Source organism: Streptomyces nanhaiensis (assembly GCF_046614825.1).
Lineage (GTDB): Bacteria > Actinomycetota > Actinomycetes > Streptomycetales > Streptomycetaceae > Streptomyces > Streptomyces radiopugnans.
The window spans coordinates 1-19,537 of record NZ_JBKJFM010000071.1 but is presented as its reverse complement, the minus strand read 5'-3'; the positions used below and the strand labels follow the sequence as shown (position 1 = coordinate 19,537).

At 74.9% G+C, this 19,537-nt stretch carries 16 protein-coding genes and 1 pseudogene; 9 read left to right on the top strand and 8 right to left on the bottom strand.

Annotated features, from left to right (window positions below):
• Positions 1 to 160 precede the first annotated feature (160 nt).
• Positions 161 to 964, top strand: a complete 804-nt coding sequence (locus ACLIYP_RS16785; RefSeq protein ID WP_412713953.1) for a pentapeptide repeat-containing protein — start codon at positions 161 to 163, stop codon at positions 962 to 964.
• A 36-nt stretch (positions 965 to 1,000) separates the two neighbouring features.
• On the opposite strand, the gene ACLIYP_RS16780 is transcribed toward ACLIYP_RS16785, so the two are convergent.
• Complete coding sequence (locus tag ACLIYP_RS16780; protein WP_412713952.1) at positions 1,001 to 1,477, bottom strand: GNAT family N-acetyltransferase; 477 nt, start codon at positions 1,475 to 1,477, stop codon at positions 1,001 to 1,003.
• Between the two features lie 15 nt (positions 1,478 to 1,492).
• Positions 1,493 to 1,945: pseudogene (locus ACLIYP_RS16775) on the bottom strand (GNAT family N-acetyltransferase); the annotation flags it as partial.
• Between the two features lie 333 nt (positions 1,946 to 2,278).
• Between ACLIYP_RS16775 and ACLIYP_RS16770 the strand changes: the two are divergent.
• Positions 2,279 to 3,496 (top strand): PP2C family protein-serine/threonine phosphatase, encoded by a 1,218-nt coding sequence (locus ACLIYP_RS16770; protein ID WP_412713951.1) that lies wholly within the window; start codon positions 2,279 to 2,281, stop codon positions 3,494 to 3,496.
• Here the strand turns inward: ACLIYP_RS16770 and ACLIYP_RS16765 are convergent.
• Complete coding sequence (locus ACLIYP_RS16765) at positions 3,493 to 4,653, bottom strand: PP2C family protein-serine/threonine phosphatase (RefSeq protein ID WP_412713938.1); 1,161 nt, start codon at positions 4,651 to 4,653, stop codon at positions 3,493 to 3,495. The two genes, ACLIYP_RS16770 and ACLIYP_RS16765, sit on opposite strands and share 4 nt — an antisense overlap.
• 285 nt (positions 4,654 to 4,938) lie before the next feature.
• Between ACLIYP_RS16765 and dacB the strand changes: the two genes are divergently transcribed.
• The 4 genes from dacB (at position 4,939) to ACLIYP_RS16745 (ending at position 9,487) form a co-directional block, all read left to right on the top strand.
• Positions 4,939 to 6,546 carry a D-alanyl-D-alanine carboxypeptidase/D-alanyl-D-alanine endopeptidase gene (gene dacB / locus ACLIYP_RS16760; RefSeq protein ID WP_412713937.1) on the top strand — a complete coding sequence of 536 codons (1,608 nt, stop codon included), beginning with the start codon at positions 4,939 to 4,941 and terminating at the stop codon, positions 6,544 to 6,546.
• 113 nt (positions 6,547 to 6,659) lie between these two features.
• Positions 6,660 to 7,739 carry a P1 family peptidase gene (locus tag ACLIYP_RS16755; protein ID WP_412713936.1) on the top strand — a complete coding sequence of 360 codons (1,080 nt, stop codon included), beginning with the start codon at positions 6,660 to 6,662 and terminating at the stop codon, positions 7,737 to 7,739.
• Positions 7,740 to 8,491: 752 nt separating this feature from the next.
• A complete protein-coding gene (locus tag ACLIYP_RS16750) occupies positions 8,492 to 8,707 on the top strand; it encodes a hypothetical protein (RefSeq protein WP_143071764.1) in 216 nt (71 codons plus the stop codon).
• A 150-nt stretch (positions 8,708 to 8,857) separates the two neighbouring features.
• Positions 8,858 to 9,487, top strand: coding sequence for an acetoacetate decarboxylase family protein (locus ACLIYP_RS16745; RefSeq protein ID WP_412713935.1), 630 nt, complete (start codon positions 8,858 to 8,860; stop codon positions 9,485 to 9,487).
• A 45-nt stretch (positions 9,488 to 9,532) separates the two neighbouring features.
• Here the strand turns inward: ACLIYP_RS16745 and ACLIYP_RS16740 are convergent, their stop codons facing one another.
• Both ACLIYP_RS16740 and ACLIYP_RS16735 read right to left on the bottom strand, forming a co-directional pair.
• Positions 9,533 to 10,222: an HAD family hydrolase gene (locus ACLIYP_RS16740; protein ID WP_412713934.1), complete on the bottom strand. Its 690-nt coding sequence runs from the start codon at positions 10,220 to 10,222 to the stop codon at positions 9,533 to 9,535.
• Positions 10,223 to 10,323: 101 nt separating this feature from the next.
• A complete protein-coding gene (locus ACLIYP_RS16735) occupies positions 10,324 to 11,292 on the bottom strand; it encodes an RluA family pseudouridine synthase (protein ID WP_412713933.1) in 969 nt (322 codons plus the stop codon).
• 107 nt (positions 11,293 to 11,399) lie between these two features.
• Here ACLIYP_RS16735 and ACLIYP_RS16730 point away from each other — a divergent pair, with 107 nt between their 5' ends.
• A complete protein-coding gene (locus tag ACLIYP_RS16730) occupies positions 11,400 to 11,939 on the top strand; it encodes a cupin domain-containing protein (protein WP_412713932.1) in 540 nt (179 codons plus the stop codon).
• A gap of 233 nt (positions 11,940 to 12,172) precedes the next feature.
• Here the strand turns inward: ACLIYP_RS16730 and ACLIYP_RS16725 are convergent, their stop codons facing one another.
• The 3 genes from ACLIYP_RS16725 to ACLIYP_RS16715 form a co-directional block, all read right to left on the bottom strand.
• Entirely contained in the window at positions 12,173 to 12,583 is a 411-nt protein-coding gene (locus ACLIYP_RS16725) for a DUF2267 domain-containing protein (protein WP_412713950.1), read from the bottom strand.
• A 144-nt stretch (positions 12,584 to 12,727) separates the two neighbouring features.
• Complete coding sequence (locus ACLIYP_RS16720) at positions 12,728 to 14,887, bottom strand: glycoside hydrolase family 3 N-terminal domain-containing protein (RefSeq protein ID WP_412713949.1); 2,160 nt, start codon at positions 14,885 to 14,887, stop codon at positions 12,728 to 12,730.
• Between the two features lie 334 nt (positions 14,888 to 15,221).
• Positions 15,222 to 16,424 carry a glycoside hydrolase family 6 protein gene (locus ACLIYP_RS16715; RefSeq protein WP_412713931.1) on the bottom strand — a complete coding sequence of 401 codons (1,203 nt, stop codon included), beginning with the start codon at positions 16,422 to 16,424 and terminating at the stop codon, positions 15,222 to 15,224.
• 64 nt (positions 16,425 to 16,488) lie between these two features.
• On the opposite strand from ACLIYP_RS16715, the gene ACLIYP_RS16710 reads away from it, so the two are divergent.
• Positions 16,489 to 17,052, top strand: a complete 564-nt coding sequence (locus ACLIYP_RS16710; RefSeq protein ID WP_412713930.1) for an RNA-binding S4 domain-containing protein — start codon at positions 16,489 to 16,491, stop codon at positions 17,050 to 17,052.
• A gap of 414 nt (positions 17,053 to 17,466) precedes the next feature.
• Positions 17,467 to 19,537, top strand: a 2,071-nt coding sequence (locus tag ACLIYP_RS16705) for a sensor histidine kinase (protein ID WP_412713929.1), incomplete at its 3' end; no start/stop codon positions are given.

Sequence of the window (19,537 nt, the reverse complement as noted above, 5' to 3'; positions counted from 1 at the left end):
GCCCGCCCGCACTCACGCACGCACGCACGGCAGGAGAACACGCCCGGTGTCCCCCAGAACCTCCCCCGGCAAGCGGCGGCGGCCGCCCGCCGCCGGCCGGGACCGCACGGGCCGGCGGCCCGCACCCCGCAGCGCTCCGGATCCCGCCCCGGATCCGGAGCTGCGGGCCGACTGCGGCTCCTGCTTCGCACTGTGCTGCGTCGCACTGCCCTTCGCGCCCTCGGCCGGCTTCGCCGTCGGCAAGGACGCCGGGCAGCCGTGCGGGAACCTGCGGGAGGACTTCCGCTGCGGCATCCACTCCCGGCTGCGGCAGGAGGGCTTCTCCGGCTGCACCGTCTTCGAGTGCTTCGGCGCCGGCCAGAAGGTCTCCCAGGTCACCTTCGGCGGACGGCACTGGCGCGAGGACCCCCGCACCGCCCGGCGGATGTTCGAGGTCTTCCCCGTCATGCGGCAGCTCCACGAGTTCCTGTGGTACCTGTCCGAGGCGCTGGAACTGCCGCCGGCCCGCCCGCTGCGCCGCGAACTGCGCCGGGCGCTGGAGGAGGTCGGCCGCCTCACCCGCGCCGGCGCCGGGGAGCTCGCGGAGCTGGACGTGCCGGAGGTCCGCCGCGGGGTCGACGAACTGCTGCTGTGCACCAGCGAGTTGGTACGGGCCGCCGCCCCCGGCCACCACGGGAGCCGCCGAAACCACCGCCGGGCCGATCTGATGGGGGCCCGCCTCAAGGGCGCCGACCTGCGCGGAGCCGACCTGCGCGGGGCGTACCTCATCGCCGCCGACCTGCGCGGGGCGGACCTGATCGGCGCGGACCTGCGGGACGCCGACCTGCGGGGCGCCGACCTGACCGGCAGCATCTTCCTCACCCAGCCGCAGGCCGACGCGGCCCGCGGAGACGCCCGGACCGCACTGCCCCGGCGGCTGGACCGTCCCGCGCACTGGCGGTCCGCGGCACGCGGCGGGGACTGAGACCCCGCGCCCCCGGGTTCGGGCTCGGGCCCGGCCTCAGACCAGCGGTTTGACCATGACGTGCTCCCGGCGGCCGCCTGGCAGCCCGTCGCCGACCGGGCCCAGGTCCTCGAAACCGTGGCGGCGGTAGAGGGCCGCCGCGTGCTCGTTGCCCGGCATCACCGACAGCCGCAGCTTCCTCGCCCCCGCTCTCCGGGCCCATCCCTCCACCGCCCGTACCAGCGCGTCCCCCACACCCCGGCCCCGCGCGTCCGGGCCGACCCACATCGAGACCAGCTCGGCCGCCTCCCCGCCCGGTTCCGCGACGCCGCTGACCTGGCCGACCGGCCGGCCCTCCAGCAGGGCGGCGAAGTGCGCACCGGGGACACCCAGCCGGGCCCGCCACCTCTCCTCACGGTCGCCGCCGCCCTGCCAGTCCGCGAGCCGGGACCCGAACGCGTACGGTGCCTCCGCGAGGGCGGCGAGCCGCAGCTCGCGCCAGCCGGCCCAGTCCCCGGCCGTCAGTTCCCGCACCACGACCGCGGGTGAGGGCCGCCACACGTACCGGACGTCGGGCTCGCGCTCCTCGTTGCGCCGGCCGTCGGTGCACTCCACCGCGACGAAACCGTGCCGCTCGTAGAACCGCCGCGCCGGGCCGTTGACCTGGAACGTCCACAGCTCCAGCCCGTCCGGCCTCCGCCGCTTCGCCAGGTCCGCGAACCGGTCGCCCAGCCCCCGGCCCCGCCACCCGGGGTCGAGGTGGAGCTGCTCCAACTCCCCCTCGCCGAGCACCATCATCCCCACCACCGCGTCCCCGCACACGGCCACCCACGTCTCCCGGAGCGGTACGACCACATCCCGGAACCAGGCCCGCACCTGCTCGTCGCCGTGCGCCCGGCGGACACCGGGGAGCGCCGCGGCGAAGGAACGCAGCCACACACCGGCCACCGCGGCGGCGTCGCGGGCCTGCGCACGGCGGATGACGGGATCGTCGCTCTCCACGCGACGCATCCTGGCACCGGCGCGGCCCCCGGCGCACCCCGATTACCCCGGGCGGGGCGACCACCCCCTCCATGCGCCGGAGTCCCGCGGCCGCAGGCGTGCCGCGCGCGTCCCGGGGTAGGCGACGGTTGCGTCCGGGCGCCTGCAGGTGGAGTCGCGAACAGGCGCCCGGGCGCCCTCGCACCGGTGGCCGGCGATCCCCCTCCCGGCGGCCACCGGCCGCTCCCTGCGCGCCCCGGCCCCCTGCCCGCCACCGCCGCCGAAGCGGCCCCACTGCCGGACGGACGACCGTAAGGAGCCACTGTGCCGGAGCGGGACCCCGCCGTCCGCCTCATGCTCGCCGGCCTGCTGAGAGCCAGTCACATGACGCCTCTGGAGATGCTGCCGGACACCGTGGCCGAGCACGCGGCGGCCGCCGGACTCCAGGACGTGCGGATCTACCTGGCCGACCTGCAGCAGTACTCGCTGCGCCTGCTGCCGGGCCGCGACCCGCTGCCGGACACCGAGGAGAGGGAGCTGGCCGTCGAGGGAACCGTGCCCGGCCGGGCCTTCCAGTACGGCCAGACCCTGCCCGCCGCAGGAGCCGGGCCGCACGGCTACCGGTGGTGGGTTCCCCTGCTGGACGGCACCGAACGCCTGGGGGTGCTGAACGTCAGCACCGCCCTCGACGACGACCGCACCCACGAGCACATGGGACTGCTGGCCGCCGTGACGGCGCTCCTGCTGGACAGCAAGGGCAGGACCAGCGACACCTCCGCCCGGCTGACGCGCACCCGGGAGATGAACGTCGCGGCCGAGATGCAGTGGCACCTGATGCCCCCGCGCACCTACGCCGACGGCCGGGTGGTGATCAGCGCGGCCCTGGAGCCGGCGTACCTCGTCAGCGGCGACGCCTACGACTACGCCACCGCCGGCCCCGTCGTCCACCTGTCGGTCTTCGACGCCATGGGCCACGACACCGCGGCCGGGCTCACCGCCGGTCTGGCCGTGGCCGCCTGCCGCAACCTGCGGCGGCAGGGGGCCTCGCTCACCGAGACCGGCGAGGCGATCGAGGACACCCTGGTACGGCAGTTCGGCAACACCCGCTACGCCACCGGGATCCTGGCCGCCCTGGACACCCGCACCGGTGTGTTCTCCTGGGTCAACCGCGGGCACCACCCGCCGGTCGTCATCCGCGGCGGACGCTGGTCCACCCTGCTGCGCTGCCCGCCCACCCATCCGATGGGCACCGGACTGGGCCTGGCCAGCACCCTGTGCCGCGAGCAGCTCCAGCCGGGCGACCGCGTGGTGTTCTACACCGACGGCATCACCGAGGCACGCGGGCCGGGCGGCCGCGAGTTCGGCCTCTCCCGCTTCCTCGACTTCCTCATCCGCCACCACGCCGACGGCCTGCCCGTGCCCGAGACCCTGCGCCGTCTGGTCCACGCCGTACTCCACCACCACGGCGGCCTGCTCCAGGACGACGCGACCGTCCTGCTGTGCGAGTGGTTCGGCCCCCGCCCCGAGGACTCCGGGCCGGCCGCGGCCCGGGCGGGTGTGAACCCCGCCTAACGGGAACCGGCGGCCGGGGGGCCGGGCCCGCCGCTGCCGGAGGGGTCCTCGCGCTCCGGCGCCGACGGCGTACTCCTGCGCAGGACCAGAAGGGCGATGTCGTCCGCCGGGCTGCCCCCGGTGTGGACCGCCAGCTGGTCCAGCAGGCCCGCGGCCACCTCGCGGGGAGAGGCGTCCACCCAGCCGGCCAGCCGCTCCTCCAGTGGGAAGAAGGCTCCGGCGGAGTCACGCGCCTCGGTGACGCCGTCCGTGCAGAGCAGCAGCATGGCGCCGGGCGGGAGGGGGAACCGCTCGACGGCGCGGGACTCCGGAGCGAGGGAGCCCAGCCCGAGGGGCACCCCGGAGTTCCGCAGCGGGACCGGACGGACCGCCGGCCCGGTCCGCTCCCGGTGCAGCAGGTACGGCGGGATGTGCCCGCAGTCCACCACCTGGACCTCCCGTCCGCCGTCGGCGTTCAGGACGAGCGCGGTGACGAAGCGTTCGGGCTCCCCGGTCTGCGCCTCGAAGGCGTTGTGCCGGACGACCGCGCTCTCCAGGGCCTCCACGACCGCGGTGAGTTCCGGCTCCCGGCCGGCGGCCTCCCGGAAGGCGCCCAGTACCGCGAAGGCCGTCCCGATGGCGGGCAGCCCCTTGCCCTGGACGTCGGCGATGAGCACCCGGGTGCCGTACGGCGAGGGCATGACCTCGTAGATGTCGCCGCCGACCCTGCTGTCCTCCTCCACCGGCTCGTACACGCCGTCGGTCAGGAGCCGGTCGGTGAGCAGCGGAAGAGGGCGCAGGATCTGGCGCTGCAGCGCGGCGGCGGCCGAACGCAGCCGGCTGATCTCCTCGTCCCTGCGGCTCCGCTGCCAGGCCCCGGCGACGCTCAGCCCGCCCAGCACCGCGGTGAAGGCGACCGTCGAGAGGTTGGCGGAGACCGTCTGGAAGGGGTCGTAGAGCAGCAGCCCCACCAGGACGACGACGACCCACCCGGCGGCGACTGCGGTCTGCCGCACCGTGCCGCGGCCCGCGACGAAGGCCGGGAGGAAGATCAGCAGGGGGACCAGCCCGAGACCCCGTTCGGTCAGGTAGTCGGGCACCACCACCAGCAGCGTCACGAAGACGAGCAGGGCCGCCAGGGTCCGGGAGCCGAGCCTCGCGGGGGCGTGGCCCCTCATCCGGTTCCCGCCCGCCCGAGCTCCTCCGGGGGATCGAGAGCCGCGCACCGTTGCTTCCGCACCTTCCGTGGTCGGGTTCCGCCGGGACGGTCCGTGCCGCGCGGGACGGATCCGGTACCCCAACCCTCCCCCATCCCCCGGCCGTACCGGGGCATTCGCACGCCACGTCACCCGTGCGCACCAGCACCGTGCCACGACAACACCGAGGGCCGCCGCGGAGGCGCCCGGCGGCCGGGCGGCTCCGGCCTTCTGTCGCGGGCCGGGGAACTGCGCGATCCTCGCTCCATGACCAGACGCAGCCCAGGAACACGACTCCGCGCCAGAGCCCGCTGGTGGCCGCTTGCCGCAGGCCTCGCCCTGACCCTCACCTGGAGCCTCCCGGCCGGGGCGGAGGACCCCGCCGACGCCGGGCTGGCGGCCGCGCTCGACCGCGTCCTGGCCGACGACCGGCTGTCCGGCGCCGCGGCGGGCGTGGTCGTCGGCGACGCCGAGACCGGCCGCGTCCTCTACGAGCACCGGCCCGGCGACCGGCTGATGCCCGCCTCCAACGCCAAACTGGCGACATCGGCCGCCGCGATGGAACTGCTCGGCCCCGGACACCGCTTCCGCACCGACGTGCTGACCGACGGCCGGCGCCGCGGCCCGGTGCTCCACGGCGACCTGTACCTGCGCGGCACCGGCGACCCGACCATGCTCGCCGAGGACTACGACCGGCTCGCCGCCGAGGTCGCCGCCTCGGGCATCAGACGCGTCACCGGCCGGCTGGTCGCCGACGACACCCGCTTCGACGACCGGCGCCTGGGCCGTTCCTGGGCCGCCGACGACGAGTCCGCCTACTACTCCGCACAGATCTCCCCGCTGACCGTCGCCCCCGACACCGACTACGACGCCGGCACCGTCCGCGTGCGCGCCGTCCCCGGCGAGAAGCCCGGCGACAGGCCGGAGGTCACCCTGACGCCGCCCAACGACTACGTCACCGTCGACATACGCGGCACCACCGTCGCCGAGGGCGAGCCCGACACCCTCTCCGTCGAACGCGAGCACGGCGGCAACACCATCGTGGTCGACGGGGACATACCCGTCGGGGCGGATCCCACGGTCTCCTGGACCAGCGTCTGGGAGCCCACCGGCTACGCCGCCGCCGTCTTCGCCGACGCGCTCGCCGGCCACGGGGTGCGCGTCTCGGGCGGCACCCTCCTGGGCCGGGCCGTTCCCCGCGGCGCCGAGACCGTGGCCGAGCACCGCTCGATGCCGCTGAAGGAGCTGCTCCTGCCGTTCATGAAGCTCTCCAACAACAACCACGCGGAGGTGCTCACCAAGGCCGTCGGCCACAAGACCTCGGGCCGCGGCACCTGGAGCGCCGGGCTGTCGGCCGTCGCCGGCTATCTGGAGAGCGAGGGACTGGACACCGGCACCCTGCGCCAGGTGGACGGCTCGGGCCTGTCCCGGATGAACCTCATGCCCGCCGGGCAGCTCGCGCGGCTGCTGGTCTCGGTGCGGGACGAGCCGTGGTTCGGCCAGTGGTACGACTCCCTGCCGGTGGCCTGCGAGAGGGACCGCATGGTGGGCGGCACCCTCCGCTCCCGGATGTGCGGCACCCCGGCCGCGGGCAACGTGCGCGCCAAGACCGGCTCGCTGACCGGCGCCTCGTCGCTGTCGGGCTACGTCACCGGCGCCGACGGGCGCGAGATGTTCTTCAGCGTCGTGCTCAACAACCACCTCGCCTCCTCCGTGAAGGATATCGAGGACGCGATCGCGGTCACCCTCGCCTCACACGGCGGACAGGAGGGGGGCGGCGTGAACGGTGCGGAGCCGGCCGCCCCGCGCTCCACAACGCCCGGCACCCCGCCGTCGGACCTGGAGTGCTCCTGGGTCAGGCCGCGAGGTTGCTGACGCGCTCGGCGGCCTCCCGGATGGGAGCCTGATCGCCGCGGGCGGAGGGCCGCGCGGACGGAGGGCCCCGCGGACGGAGGGCCCGTGGCAGGAGACAACCGGAAGGATGGCGCATGGCACACTATTCCTCGCACCTCCGACGTTCCCGGCGGGCGCGGGAGCTGGGGATCGTGGCGGACGGCGACGAGCCGGGCCCGTACAACGCGATCACCGACGTGCCGGGCGTCACCGTGGGGCACACCACCGTCCGCGTGGAGCCCGATGTGCACACCGGGGTGACCGCCGTCGTCCCGGCGGGCATCGGGCCCCACCCCGGCGGCACCGTGCTGCCCGCCGCGCTGTTCACCGCCAACGGCTACGGCAAGCTGGTCGGCGCCACCCAGCTCGCCGAGCTGGGGCAGCTGGAGTCGCCGGTCGTCCTCACCTCCACCCTCTGCGCCTTCCGCGCCGCGGACGCCGTGGTGAGCTGGATGCTCGCCCGTCCCGAACACGCCGGGGTGCTCTCCTTCAACCCGGTGGTCGGCGAGTGCAACGACGGGTACCTCTCCGACATCAGGGCCCGGCCGGTGCGCGAGGAGCACGTGCTGGCCGCGATCGAGGGCGCCGCGGGCGGACCGGTGGCGGAAGGGTGTGTCGGCGCGGGCACGGGCACCTGCGCGCTGGGGTTCAAGGCGGGGATCGGCACCGCCTCCCGGCAGGTCGGTCTGGAGGCGGCGGGCACGGCCTCGGTGGGCGTGCTGACGCAGGCCAACTTCGGCGGGACGCTGCGGATCGCCGGTGCCGCCGTCCTCCCGGAGCCGGCCGGCCCGCCGGCGGACCCGGGTCCCGGAGAGGACGGCTCGTGCATGGTGGTCGTCGCCACCGACGCCGCGCTGGACGCCCGGCAGCTGGGCCGGCTGGCCCGCCGCGCGGTGTTCGCACTGGGCCGGGTCGGCGCCTCCTACGGCCACGGCAGCGGGGACTACGGGCTCGCGTTCAGCACCTCCCCGCTGCGCGGCGGGGTGCCGGCAGCGGTGCCCGACCGCTGCCTCGACCCGCTGTTCGGCGCGGTTCTCAGCGCGGTCGAGGAGTCGGTGCTCAACGCCCTGTGCGCGGCGGTCACCACGACCGGCCGGCTGGGCCGCACGGTGCCCGCGGTGCCGGTGGACCGGTTGCGCGAGCTCGCCGGGAGAGCTTCCCCGTCCGGCGCGTGACAGCCGGCGTACCGCTCCCCCCCCGGAGGGGACGGCACACCACGACGGACGGACCGGCCCGGCGCCCCGCCCTCCGCTGCGGCCGCCGCGCTCGCCGGCGGTCCGCGCGCTGATCGGTGCGGCGCTCACGGCCGCGGTCGACGAGACCGTCCTCCACCGGTGGCTCAACCGGCACCGTTTCCACGGCCGTTCGGCCCCGTCGTTCCCGAGCCCCCGCCCGGCGGGCCCGCGGCACCCGTCCGGCATCCGGGTGCCATCCGCATGCGTGCCGCCGTGAACGGCGGGTACGCGAAGGACACAACCCGCAAGGGAGTCACATCGGTCAGCGGAGTTCCGTGCGCTGACGCCGCCGGCGGCCGGGTGTCCGTCCCCCCGCACAGATCGGCCGCCGGCTCCTCCCTTCTCCGGCCGGCCCCCAAACGAGCCGAGACACCCCGACTCCGGCTCGCCTTGGACGAGGAAGCCGGGCCCGGGAGGAGGACGTGCCGCCCGGCGGGTCCGAAAGGGACCCGCACGAGGCGGCCGCCGTCCGTCCGGGTGCCGCGAAGGCCCGGCCTTCCGGCAGACCCTCGCCGCGGCACCCGCAGGGCGGACGGCAGGGCGACGGGACGTCTGGGCGACAGAGCTGTAGAGCGACAGATCGACAAATCCCTGCGGGTGACTTGGGAGGCCGAATGCAGCAGGCCGCCGCGCGACCGGGCCGCAGCGGGGTCACGGTGGAAGTCCCCAACGTCTCGAAGGAGATTGATCCCATGCGTCGTCTTGTCCGCGTGTCCGCGGTCGGTGCCGGTCTCTGCTGCGCCCTGTTCGCCGCCGCCCCCGCCGCCACCGCCGCCTCGACCAGCCCCGAGTCGGGCGTCCAGATGTGCTCCGAGCACGTCAACCCCGGCCTGCTGGGCGGCCTGCTCCCGAGTGCGGGCAGCCAGACCAAGGGCTGCATGACCAGCAACGCCACCACGGCGGAGTAGTACTCGGCGGCATCCCGGGTGGGTGCCCCGCGGCCGGGCCGCGGGGCACCCACCCGCCGTCGCGCGGCCCGCCCGCGTCCCACATGGCCCGCCGCGCACGGGGTACGAGGTCCGCGCACCGCAGGCCGTGGCAGGAAGGAGCCGTGGAACATGCCGGATCCCGCCCCCGCCCCGAGCGGGCCGCTCCCGCCGTACCCGCCGGCCCCCTGGAGCTTCCGGGGGCATCTGTGGGCGGCGCTCCTGCCGGTGCGCCACCGGCTGCCCGTCCCCCCGGACCTCCGCCCGCTGGCGGGCACCTCCCTGCTGGCGGTCGGGCTCGTCCGGTACCGGGAGGGCACCCTCGTATACGACGAGCTGGCCATGGGCCCGCTGGTCCGGCGCGGCCGCCGCGCCGGACTGCTGATCGACCGCATCTGGGTCAGCGACACCGCGTCGGTGCGGGGCGGCCGGGACATCTGGGGACTGCCCAAGGAGCTCGCCTCGTTCACGTGGACGGACGGATCGGTGCGCGTCACCGACCACGACGGCCCGGTCGCCGGGCTGGCCTTCGCCCCGGGGAGGCTCCGGCTCCCGGCTCTCCCCCTGCCCCTTGCGGGTTTCTCCGGCTCGGCCGGGCGGCGGCTGTTCGTCCCGGGCCGCCTGGTGGGTTCCCTGCGCCCCGAGAGGGTGGCGGTCACCTCGTGGTCGGACCGGCTTCCGCCCCTGGAGCGCACCACCGCACGGCTCTCGGCCGCGGTGCGCCCCTTCCGCATGACCGTTCCCGGACCGGTGCGCTGCTGACCGCCGGTGAGGCGGGGGCCTCGCCGGCCGGGGCGCGGGCGGGGCTCAGTCCCGGCCGGGCCGGCGGGCGAGCAGGCTGTCGTCCAGGTGGGCCAGCAGGTCGGCGGGGTTCTCGTAGACCTCCGCCGCACCCGCCTCCTCCAGCTCCCGCCGGGTGATGCCGCCCGAGAGCACTCCCACGCAGGGCACGCCCGCCCGCCCGCACGCAGCCACGTCCCACACGGTGTCGCCGACGAAGACGGCCCGTTCCGGAGTGACCTGCGCGTCGTCGAGCGCGGAGCGCACCAGGTCGGGCGCGGGTTTGCTGGCCTCCACGTCGTCGGAGCTGGTCGCGGCGGTCACCGCCTCCTCCGCGCCCACCGCGCGCCGCATCGCCTCCAGTTCGTCGCCGCGCGCGGAGCTGGCCAGGACCACCGTCCAGCCGCGGTCGGCGCAGGCCCTCAGCAGTTCGGCCGCTCCGTCCAGCGGGGCCAGCCTCGGCCAGTACTCGGCGTACAGGGTGTGGTGGGCGGCGCTGACGGAGGCTGCCTCGTCCGGATCGTGGTCCTCGCCGAGGAACCGGGCGAGGAGCTGGTCGCTTCCCATGCCGATGGTCCGGTGGATCACCGACATCGGCACCCGGCGGCCGGACTGCCGCAGCGCCTCCCACCAGGCCACGGTGTGCAGGTAGGTCGTGTCCACCAAAGTGCCGTCCACATCGAAGAGCACGGCCTTTCCCGTTCCGTCGCCGCTCATGCGCAGCCCCTTTCCGCCGGTCGGCTTCCCGAGAGGCGTCTTCCCGGTTACCCCCGGACTCCCCGGCCATGGGGCGCTTGATCACCCGGTCGGGGGTGTGCTCACCGCCTCCCGGGCTGCCCGGCGGTGCCACCGGCGGCCCACCGCCGTTGGCACTCCCAGGCGGACAGCGTGCGCCGACTGGTGAAGCGGCGTGCGCGGCCGGTTATCGGGTCTGTGAACTCCAGTGATCTGGCCAGCAGTTGGAGAGGGCGGCGGAAGTCGTCCGGGGCGGGGTCGGTGACCGCCGGGTAGACCGGGTCGCCCAGGACGGGGACACCCAGGGAACTCATGTGCAGGCGCAGCTGGTGAGTGCGGCCGGTCACCGGCACCAGCCGGTAGCGGCCGAGTCCGCCGCGGTGCTCCAGCAGTTCTACGCGGCTGGCGCTGTTGGGCTCCCCCGGCACCTCCCGCGCGGCGATGACCCCGCGCTCCTTGACGATCCGGCTGCGCACCGTGCGCGGCAGCTCAAGGCCCGGGTCGTGGGGCGCCACGGCCTCGTACTCCTTGTGCACCCGCCGGCCCTGGAAGAGGTCCTGGTAGGCGGCGCGGTGCTCGGGGCGGACGGTGAACATCACCACGCCCGCGGTGAGCCGGTCCAGCCGGTGCGCCGGGCTGAGCGCGGGCAGCCCCAGGTCGCGGCGGAGCCGGGCCAGCGCGGTCTCGGTGACGTGGCGGCCGCGCGGTGTGGTGGCCAGGAAGTGCGGCTTGTCCGCGACGACCAGGACGTCGTCGCGGTACAGCACCTCCACCGCGTACGGCACCGGCACCTCCTCCGGCAGCTCCCGGTGGAACCACAGGTGGGCCCCCGGCCGGTAGGGGGCGGCGGGCGCCAGGGGGCCGTCCGCGCACCAGACGGCGCCCTCGCGCAGCATGGCGTCGATCAGGGCGGGCGCCACCGCGGGCAGCCGGTCGACCAGATGGTCCCGGACCGTCTCCCAGCGGCCGTCCTCGGGCAGCCTGAGGCGGACGGGATCGATCCCGTGGCGCTGCGGCAGGGGGGAGGGCGGGACCGGGCGTCTGCGTCTCATCTCGGGGGCAAGCCTAGTGCCGTGCGGTACCGGGACGGCCGGCCCGGACGCCGGGCGGGCCGCCGTAGGATCGGGGTGACCGTCCACGCCCCTTCCCGGAGGTGCCGGTGTCCCCCGACCAGAGCCCCCGCGTCCTGACCGACCTCGGCGACCGCATCGCGCGGGCGGCACCGGACGAGGGAGGGGCTCTGTGGCGGCTGGCCGAGTCCGGACGGCAGCTCGACGCGAACCTGGTGCGCCTGCCGCCGGGTGCGTCCGTCGGCGAGCACGCCGAGAACGATCTGGACGTCCTGCTGCTCGTGATCGCCGGCGGCGGGGAGGTGGAGGACGGCTCCGGCGGGCGCCGGGCGCTCGCCCCCAGCGCCCTGGTGTGGCTGCCGCGCACCTCGCGGCGGGCTCTGCGGGCGGGCCCGGACGGTCTGGTCTACCTGACCGTCCACCGCCGGCGGCCCGGCATGACCGTCGGCGCGCGCCCGCCGTCCGTGGGGCGCGCCGCTCCCGGCGGGGACGGGGGCGGTGGCGAGGGCGGCGAGGGCCCGTGCATGCTGGACCGGGTCTGTCCCTCCTGCGGCCGGATGAACGAGCGGACGGGCTCGGGCGTCTGCGAGCGGTGCGGCGAGCCGCTGCCGTCGCCGGGGACCGCGTAGGCGCCCCGGCGCGCAGGGCCCGCCCCGCTTTCCCGGTCGGCCCCGTTCAGCGCCCCTGGCAGCTGTGGAGGAGCAGGAGCAGAAGGGCCGTACCGGCCAGGCTGACCAGCAGGGAGCCCAGGCACCCGGTGCGGTTGGAGAAGAAGAAGAACACGGTCACCGTCTCGGGGATCGTCGCACGGATGCCCCGGCGGGTGCCGGGGCACCGGGCCGGTGACCCGCACCGCCCCTGCTCACGTGTGCCCCGAACTGCCCGCGAAAAGCACTCGGGCGAGTTCGTCGTCCAGTGAGGGGCGGATCTTCGCCGAGCACGCCCCGCCGGTGGCCTCGTCGACCACCTCGATCACGCAGCGGGCCTCGTGCATCGCCTTGGGGCGGTCGGCCGAGGCGCGCTGCGCGACGCGGTCGAAGAACTCCTGGGGGCTCATCCGCATGCCCGAGGCCGGCTCGTCGGGCGCGTACGCCACCCTGCGCAGATGCTCTCCGACCTCGCGTGGGAGCTGGGCTGCCAGCTTCTCCGCGACCGTGGCCGGGACCCGTTCCGCGAGGGTCTCCAGGCTGGCCCGGGTGGCGGTCTCGGCCGCGCCGGGGTTGTCCAGCCGGGCACGCGCCTGTACCTGTCCGAGGAAGGTGTCGTACCGCATGGTCACCTCGTCCCTTCTTCGCTGACCCAGCCCCGGTACCCGGGCGAAAAGGGAGGAAACACCCGTTCGGCGGCTCCGGTGACGGCTCGGGTCCGGCCCCGGTGACGGGTTCGGGCCGGGGCCGGACCGGAGCGGGCAGTCGTGTCAGGAGCCGCCGCAGACGGTGTCCGGCACGGCCGGGGACCCGGTGGCCGTGAAGCCGAACGTCGCCGAGCCGTCGGGGGCCAGCCGCGCGTTCCAGGCCGCGCCGGTGGCGATCACGGTGTCGCCGGAGCGGGTGAGCGTGGCGTTCCAGACGCTGCCGACGGTGAACCCGCCCTGCGGGGTCCAGCGCACCTGCCAGCCGTCGACGGGGGCGGAGCCGTTGTTCCGCACCGTCACCTCGGCCTGGAAGCCGCCCGACCACTGGTTGACGACCCGGTAGTCGGCGGTGCACAGCGCCTGGCCGGGGCCGCCCGGGTCACCGGGCTCCTCCGGTTCCTCCGGCTCTCCGGGCTCCTCCGGGCCGGCGTCGGTGTAGGTGAGTCCGTACCCGTAGGGGAACAGCGCGTCCTTGCCGTCGCCGTCGTTGACCGGCTGCTGGGCCGCGGACCGCATCCAGGTCACCGGTAGCTTCCCCGTCGGCGCGTGGCCGCCGTAGAGCACGTCGGCCACCCCCGCGCCCTCGGTGCCCGGCAGCCAGGAGGCGAGCAGCGCGTCCCAGCCGTCGAGCTGCCCCGCGATGTCCAGCGGGCGGCCGGAGACGAGCACGACCACGACCGGCACCCCGGAGGCCTTGAGCCTGGAGAGGGTGGCCAGGTCCTCCTGGTCCAGTCCCATCGGACCGGGCCGGTCGCCCTCCATCTCCGCGTACGGCCTCTCGCCGACGACGGCCACGGCCACGTCGTAGGAGCCGTCGATGCCGTTGCCGTAGCGGTCGTAGGCGACCTTCGAGGGGTCCGAGGCCGCGGCCCGCATGCCCTCCAGGATGGTGGTGCCCGGTGTGATGTCACCGCTGGAGCCCTGCCAGGTGATGGTCCAGCCGCCGCTCTGGTTGCCGATGTCGTCGGCGTTCTTCCCCGCCACGAAGACCTTCGCCGACCCGGCCAGCGGCAGCAGCCCGCCGGAGTTCTTCAGCAGCACCTGGGACTTGCGCACCGCCTCCCGGGCGAGTTCGCGGTGGGCGGCGGAGCCGATCGTGGAGGTGTAGGAGCGGTCGGTGTAGGGGTTCTCGAACAGACCCAGCTCGAACTTCTTCGCCAGGATGCGGCGGTTGGCGTCGTCGACGCGCTCCATCGGCACCCGTCCGGCCCGCACCTCGCCGCGCAGCAGCTCGATGAACCTGCGGTAGTCGTGGGGCACCATCACCATGTCGATGCCGGCGTTCACCGCGTCGCGGACCTCGGAGGCGGTGAAGCCCTCCCGCCCGTCGAGCTGGTCCACGCCCGCCCAGTCGGACACCACGAAGCCGGTGAAGCCCAGTTCGCCCTTGAGGACGTCGGTGATCAGGTAGCGGTGGCCGTGCAGTTTCGCGCCGTTCCAGCTGCTGTAGGAGACCATCACCGAGCCCACGCCCCGCTCCACCGCCTCGCGGAACGGCGGCAGGTGGATCGCGCGCAGCTCGGCCTCGCTCAGCTCGGTGTTCCCCTGGTCGTCGCCGCCGGTGGTGCCGCCGTCGCCGATGTAGTGCTTGGCGGTGGCCAGGATCGAGCCGGGGGCGTCGAGCGAGGCGCCCTGGAGGCCGTCGATCAGCGACGTCATCGCACCGGGCAGTTCGGGTGTCTCGCCGAAGGATTCGTAGGTGCGTCCCCAGCGGTCGTCGCGGGCCACGCACAGGCAGGGCGCGAAGGTCCAGTCGACGCCGGTGCCGGAGACCTCCTCGGCTGTGGCGCGCCCGATCCGCTCCACCAGTCCGGGATCGCGGGTGGCGCCGAGCCCGATGTTGTGGGGGAAGATCGTCGCCCCGTGCACGTTGTTGTGGCCGTGGACGGCGTCCACGCCGTAGATCATGGGGATGCCCAGCGGGGTGGACAGCGCGGTGCGCTGGAAGGAGTCGTACATCTCCGCCCACGCCTGGGGGGTGTTGGGAGTGGGGGCGGAGCCGCCGCCGGACAGGACGGAGCCGATGCGGTAGGCCGCCAGGTCCGACCGCGTCTCCAGCGCGCTCCGGTCGACCTGGGTCATCTGGCCGATCTTGTCGTCGAGGGACATGCGGGACAGCAGGTCCTCGACGCGGTCGTCCACCGGCAGGGCCGGGTCCTCGTAGGCGGGCGGCGCGTCGGCCGACGCCGCGGCGGGCGTGCCGTTCAGACTGCAGGCGACCATCAGGCTCACCGCCGCTCCCGCGGTCATCCGCCGCAGCCGCCCGCGCAACGCGGTGCCGGCCGGTGTCCGTCCCGTCCGCTGTCCGGGGGTCCCTCTCGTCGTCCGTCTCATCGCGGTGCCGTCCTTCCGGTGGGGCCGCGCTCTCGGCACGCGGCCGGTGGGGGGCTTCCGGCCCCGGCCGGCGGCCACCGGGCCGGACGTCCGGCCCCGGCGGAGGAGACACCGGGGCCGGACGCGGAACCGGTTCGGCGGCGCGCCCTCATCGCGCCGCCGGACCGGGGGTTCCCGACCGGGACTCCAGGCGCGGGGAGCCTTCCGGACGGGTGGTCGTGGTTCAGGGGCGCAGCGGCGGCTCCGCGTTGCGCACCAGCTCCAGCGCCTGCTCCGGGAACCACTGGCCGGCCGCCGGGTCGACCGTGCCGCGCGCGGGGTCCAGGGGCCCCTCGGTGCCGCGCAGGCACAGACCGTCCGACTCTCCGGGGATCTTGATCCACAGGCGGGCGTCGTGCAGCGGGTCACCGGTTCGGGTGGTGGGCCGCGCGCCCAGGCCGCGGTCCGGCGGGTTGCACCACTCCTGCGGGTCCGGGTACAGGTCCGCCGGCGCGGTCCACGGCCCCTTGCCGTTGCGGCTGGTGTCGGTGACGAAGTGGGGCTGGTCGGACGGGTCCGCGGTGACGTTCTCCTCCAGCCAGGCCCGGGCGTCGTTCCTGTCCGACCACTGGTCGGGGCAGGAGGCCGCGTCGCCGCCGCCCTGGACGTACTCCACGCAGCCGGACACCAGCTTGCCGTACCAGGCCAGTTCGTCGTCGGCCCGGTAGTTGGAGGCGTTGAGGTAGAAACCGGCGGTCCGCTCGATCCCGGCCTCGACCAGCCGGGGCGCGATGGAGCCGACGCCGTGCCAGCCGCTGTGCCCGGCGTCGAGGTAGACGGTGGCGCCGGGCCGGGCCGAGAGGGTCTCGACGGCGTAGCCGATCTCCTCGTAGCGGGCGGCGGTCAGGGTGCCCTCGTCGTCGTCCTGGCCGCAGTCGGAGGGCAGCAGGGCGAGGGAGTCGGGTTCCAGGACGATCAGCGCCCTCCTGCCGCCGAGGCCCCTGGCGACCTCGTCGATCCAGGCCTTGTACTCGGCGGTGTTCGCCGCGCCGCCCGCCGAGTACTGCGAGCAGTCGCGCCCGGGGACGTTGTAGAGGGCCAGCACCGGCAGGGCGCCCTTGCGCGCGGCGTCCCGCACGATGCGGGCCACCTCCTGCCGGATGCGGCTGTCGTCGCCGTTCCCGTTGAGCCAGACGGCCTGCGGGGTGGTCACCATCCGGGCGATGCCGGCGGCGTCCCGGTACTCCCCCGCCTCGGCCAGTTCCCCGATCTGCGTGTACGCGTCGGGGTTGGCCGGCGGTACGTACAGGCGCTCCCCGCCCCGTCCCCGCTTCTGCGCTCCCTCTTCGGCCCGGTCGGCGGCCCCGGCCGTCCCGGCGGCCCCGGCGGCCAGCGCCAGCGCGGCGGCTGCCGCGGCTGCGGCTGTCCCTCTTCTGCGTCTGTGCACGTTCCCGGCTCCTGACGTGGGCGGTTCGGCGGAGCACTCCCCCCGCGGCACGGCCCGCCGCTTGATGGGAGCGCTCCCATGCTCGCTGCCAGACCTTCCTCCCGCAAGCGCCGTCCGTCAAGACCCCCGCCCGGTTTTTCCGCGGAGCACGCCGCGCCCCGCACCCCGCACCAGGGGCTCTGGTTGCGGAGGCGAAGGACGAGGGCGGCGGCGGAGCACCCGCCGCGCGGCACGCTCCTCTAGAGTCGGAGACATGGCTGCAGACGAGGCGAGCGTACGGATCGACAGCTGGATCTGGTCCGTCCGGCTCACCAGGACACGTTCGATGGCCGCCGACGCCTGCCGCGGGGGCCACGTCCGCATCAACGGGGACCGCGTGAAGGCCTCCCACCAGGTGCGCCCCGGCGACGAGGTGCGGCTGCGCCACCTGGGCCGCGACCGGATCGTCGTCGTCACGCGCCTGGTGCGCAAGCGGGTCGGCGCCGCCGTCGCGGCGGAGTGCTTCGTCGACAACAGCCCGCCCCCGCCCCCTCGCGAGTACACCGCCCCGGCGGCCCGGCGCGACCGCGGCGCCGGCCGCCCGACCAAGCGGGAGCGGCGCGAGATCGAGCGGCTGCGCGGTCGCTGACCCAGCCCGCCCCGCGGGAGCGGGCCGTACGCCGGCGGCGTGCGGCCCGGTCCCGCACGGCCGGGACCGCGCGTCCGCCCCCTCGCACCGCCCCAGGATTCGCGGCGGGGAATCCCCCGGTCTCCCATGATCCCGGTCACACCGCGGCACCGGCGCCCCCGGTGATCCCGCTCCCCCGGAACCGGCCCCCCGCCCCCCTCCCCACACCATCGTCCAATTTTCAACAATTTGCCGGACGGAACCGCCGGCGAACCGCGACGAGGCAGGTCCGAGGGCGCTGCCGGACGTGCTGTCAGGTGATGCGAAGTACGCCCCCACCTGTTTTCTTTTGACACCGCGTATGACTAACATCGCTCCGTCCTTCGCCGCCCTCACCAGCGGCGACCCGTCACCGTGAACCACTGCTGGGGAGAGATGGCACTGCGCATCCGTGTGCCGAGGCGGCAGGGGCGGTCGGCGAGCAAAACGTTCCGCCTGGGTTCGCTGCGTCCGAACTCGATCCGGACGGCCCTGCTCATCCTGGCCGTCGTGCCCAGTCTCGCCATGGTCGCCCTGTGGGGTGTCAGCACCGCCCAGTGGGCGCGGGACTGGGAGGTCCAGAAAGACGAGAAGGCCCTCGCCGCCCGTGCCGGCACCCCGGCCAACGCCGTCTACTTCAACCTCCAGGAGGAGCGGCGCCTCAGCGCCGAGATGCTGGCCGAGCCCGACGGCCAGACCCGTACCGCCCTGCGCGAGCAGCGCGCCCGGACCGACGAGGCCATTCGCGCCTTCCGTTCGCTGTCCGGCATCGACGCCTCCAACGCACCCGAGGACCTGCGGGAGATCGTCGAGCTGACCCGCTCGGACATGCTCCGCATCGACCGCATCCGCCAGAGCGTGGACAACGGGGTGGCGGGCCAGGCCGACGTCTTCCGCTACTTCACCGAGCTGATCGCCGTCGACCTGCGGCTCTTCGAGACCCTGAGCCGCTCGCAGAACAGCGAGGTGACGGCCCGGGCCAGGGTCCTGATCGACCTGTTCTGGGCCAAGGAGATGCTCTCCCGCGAGGACGCCCTGCTCGCCCGGGGCTGGGACGCCCGCAGGATCACCAACGGCGAGCACTCCAGCCTGACCGAGTGGATCGGCGCGCAGCAGTTCCTGCTGGAGAGCCGGATCGCGCCCCACCTGCCCCACGAGGACCTCCTGCTGTACCGCCAGATGACCACCAGCAGCCACTGGCTGGGCAAGGCCGAGACGGAACGGGTGCTGCTGGGCGCGCACTCCCACAACGAAACGTCCGGCATCCCCCTGCCCGACTCCGAGGCCGAGTGGCGGAGCTCTGTGGACGCGATCACCCCGCAGTTCCAGAAGCTGGTGATGAACCGGACCATCGACATCAACCGGGTCGGCGACGAGGCCCTGGCGTCCCTGGAGCGCCGCATGACGATCGTCGCCGCCATCGGCCTGGCCGCGGTCCTCCTGGTCGTCACGCTCAGCCTGCGGACCGCGAGCGTCCTGCGGCGGCGCGTCACATCACTGCGCCAGGAGGCCCTGGAGCTGGAGAGGAAGCTGCCGGACGTCGTCGAGCGGCTGCGCCGCGGCGAGGCGGTCGACACCGAGACCGAGGTGCCCCGGGTCGGTCACGAGAGGGACGAACTGGGCCGGCTGGGCCAGGCGCTCAACCTCGCGGGCCGCAGCGCCGTCGAGACCGCCGTACGGGAGGTCGAGCAGCACCGCGGCTTCGAGCGCCTGCTCCAGCGCATCGCCCGCCGCACCCAGCTCCTCATCGGCCTCCAGATGAAGAAGCTCGACGAGATGGAGCGCCGCCACGAGGACCCGGAGGTGCTGGAGGGCCTGTTCGACCTCGACCACCTGACGGCCCGTCTGCGCCGCTACGAGGAGAACCTGGTCATCCTCGGGGGCGGCCAGCCGCAGCGGCGCTGGCGCAAGCCGGTGAAGATGCTCGACGTGCTGCGCGCCGCGCTGGGCGAGGTACAGGACTACCGGCGCATCCAGGTCGAGGTCGAGGGCCGGCCCTGGCTGACCGGCCGCGCCGTGGGCCCGGTGGTGCACGTGCTGGCCGAGCTGATGGAGAACGCCGCCGCGTTCTCCAAGCCGCCCACCCCCGTGGAGGTGCGGGCCGGCATGGTCGGGCGGGGCCTGGTCGTGGAGATCGAGGACCGCGGCCTGGGCATGGAGCCGGACGAGTACGAGCGGGTCAACCGGCTCATCGCCGACCCGCCCCGCGCCGACATGCTCTCCCGCGCCGACGACGTCCGGCTCGGCCTGTACGTGGTCGCGCGGCTCGCCTCCGGGCTGGGTCTGGGGGTCGAGTTCCGGCCGTCGGTGTTCGGCGGCACCCGGGTGATCGTCCACATCCCCGAGGAGCTGGTGGCGGACCGGCCCGCCGACGACGCGCCCCGGAGGGCCGGCACGCGCCGCGAGGCGGACGCCGTACACGAGAGCGCGCCGCCGGCCGACGGGGCCCCCGCGCCGCTGCCCGTGC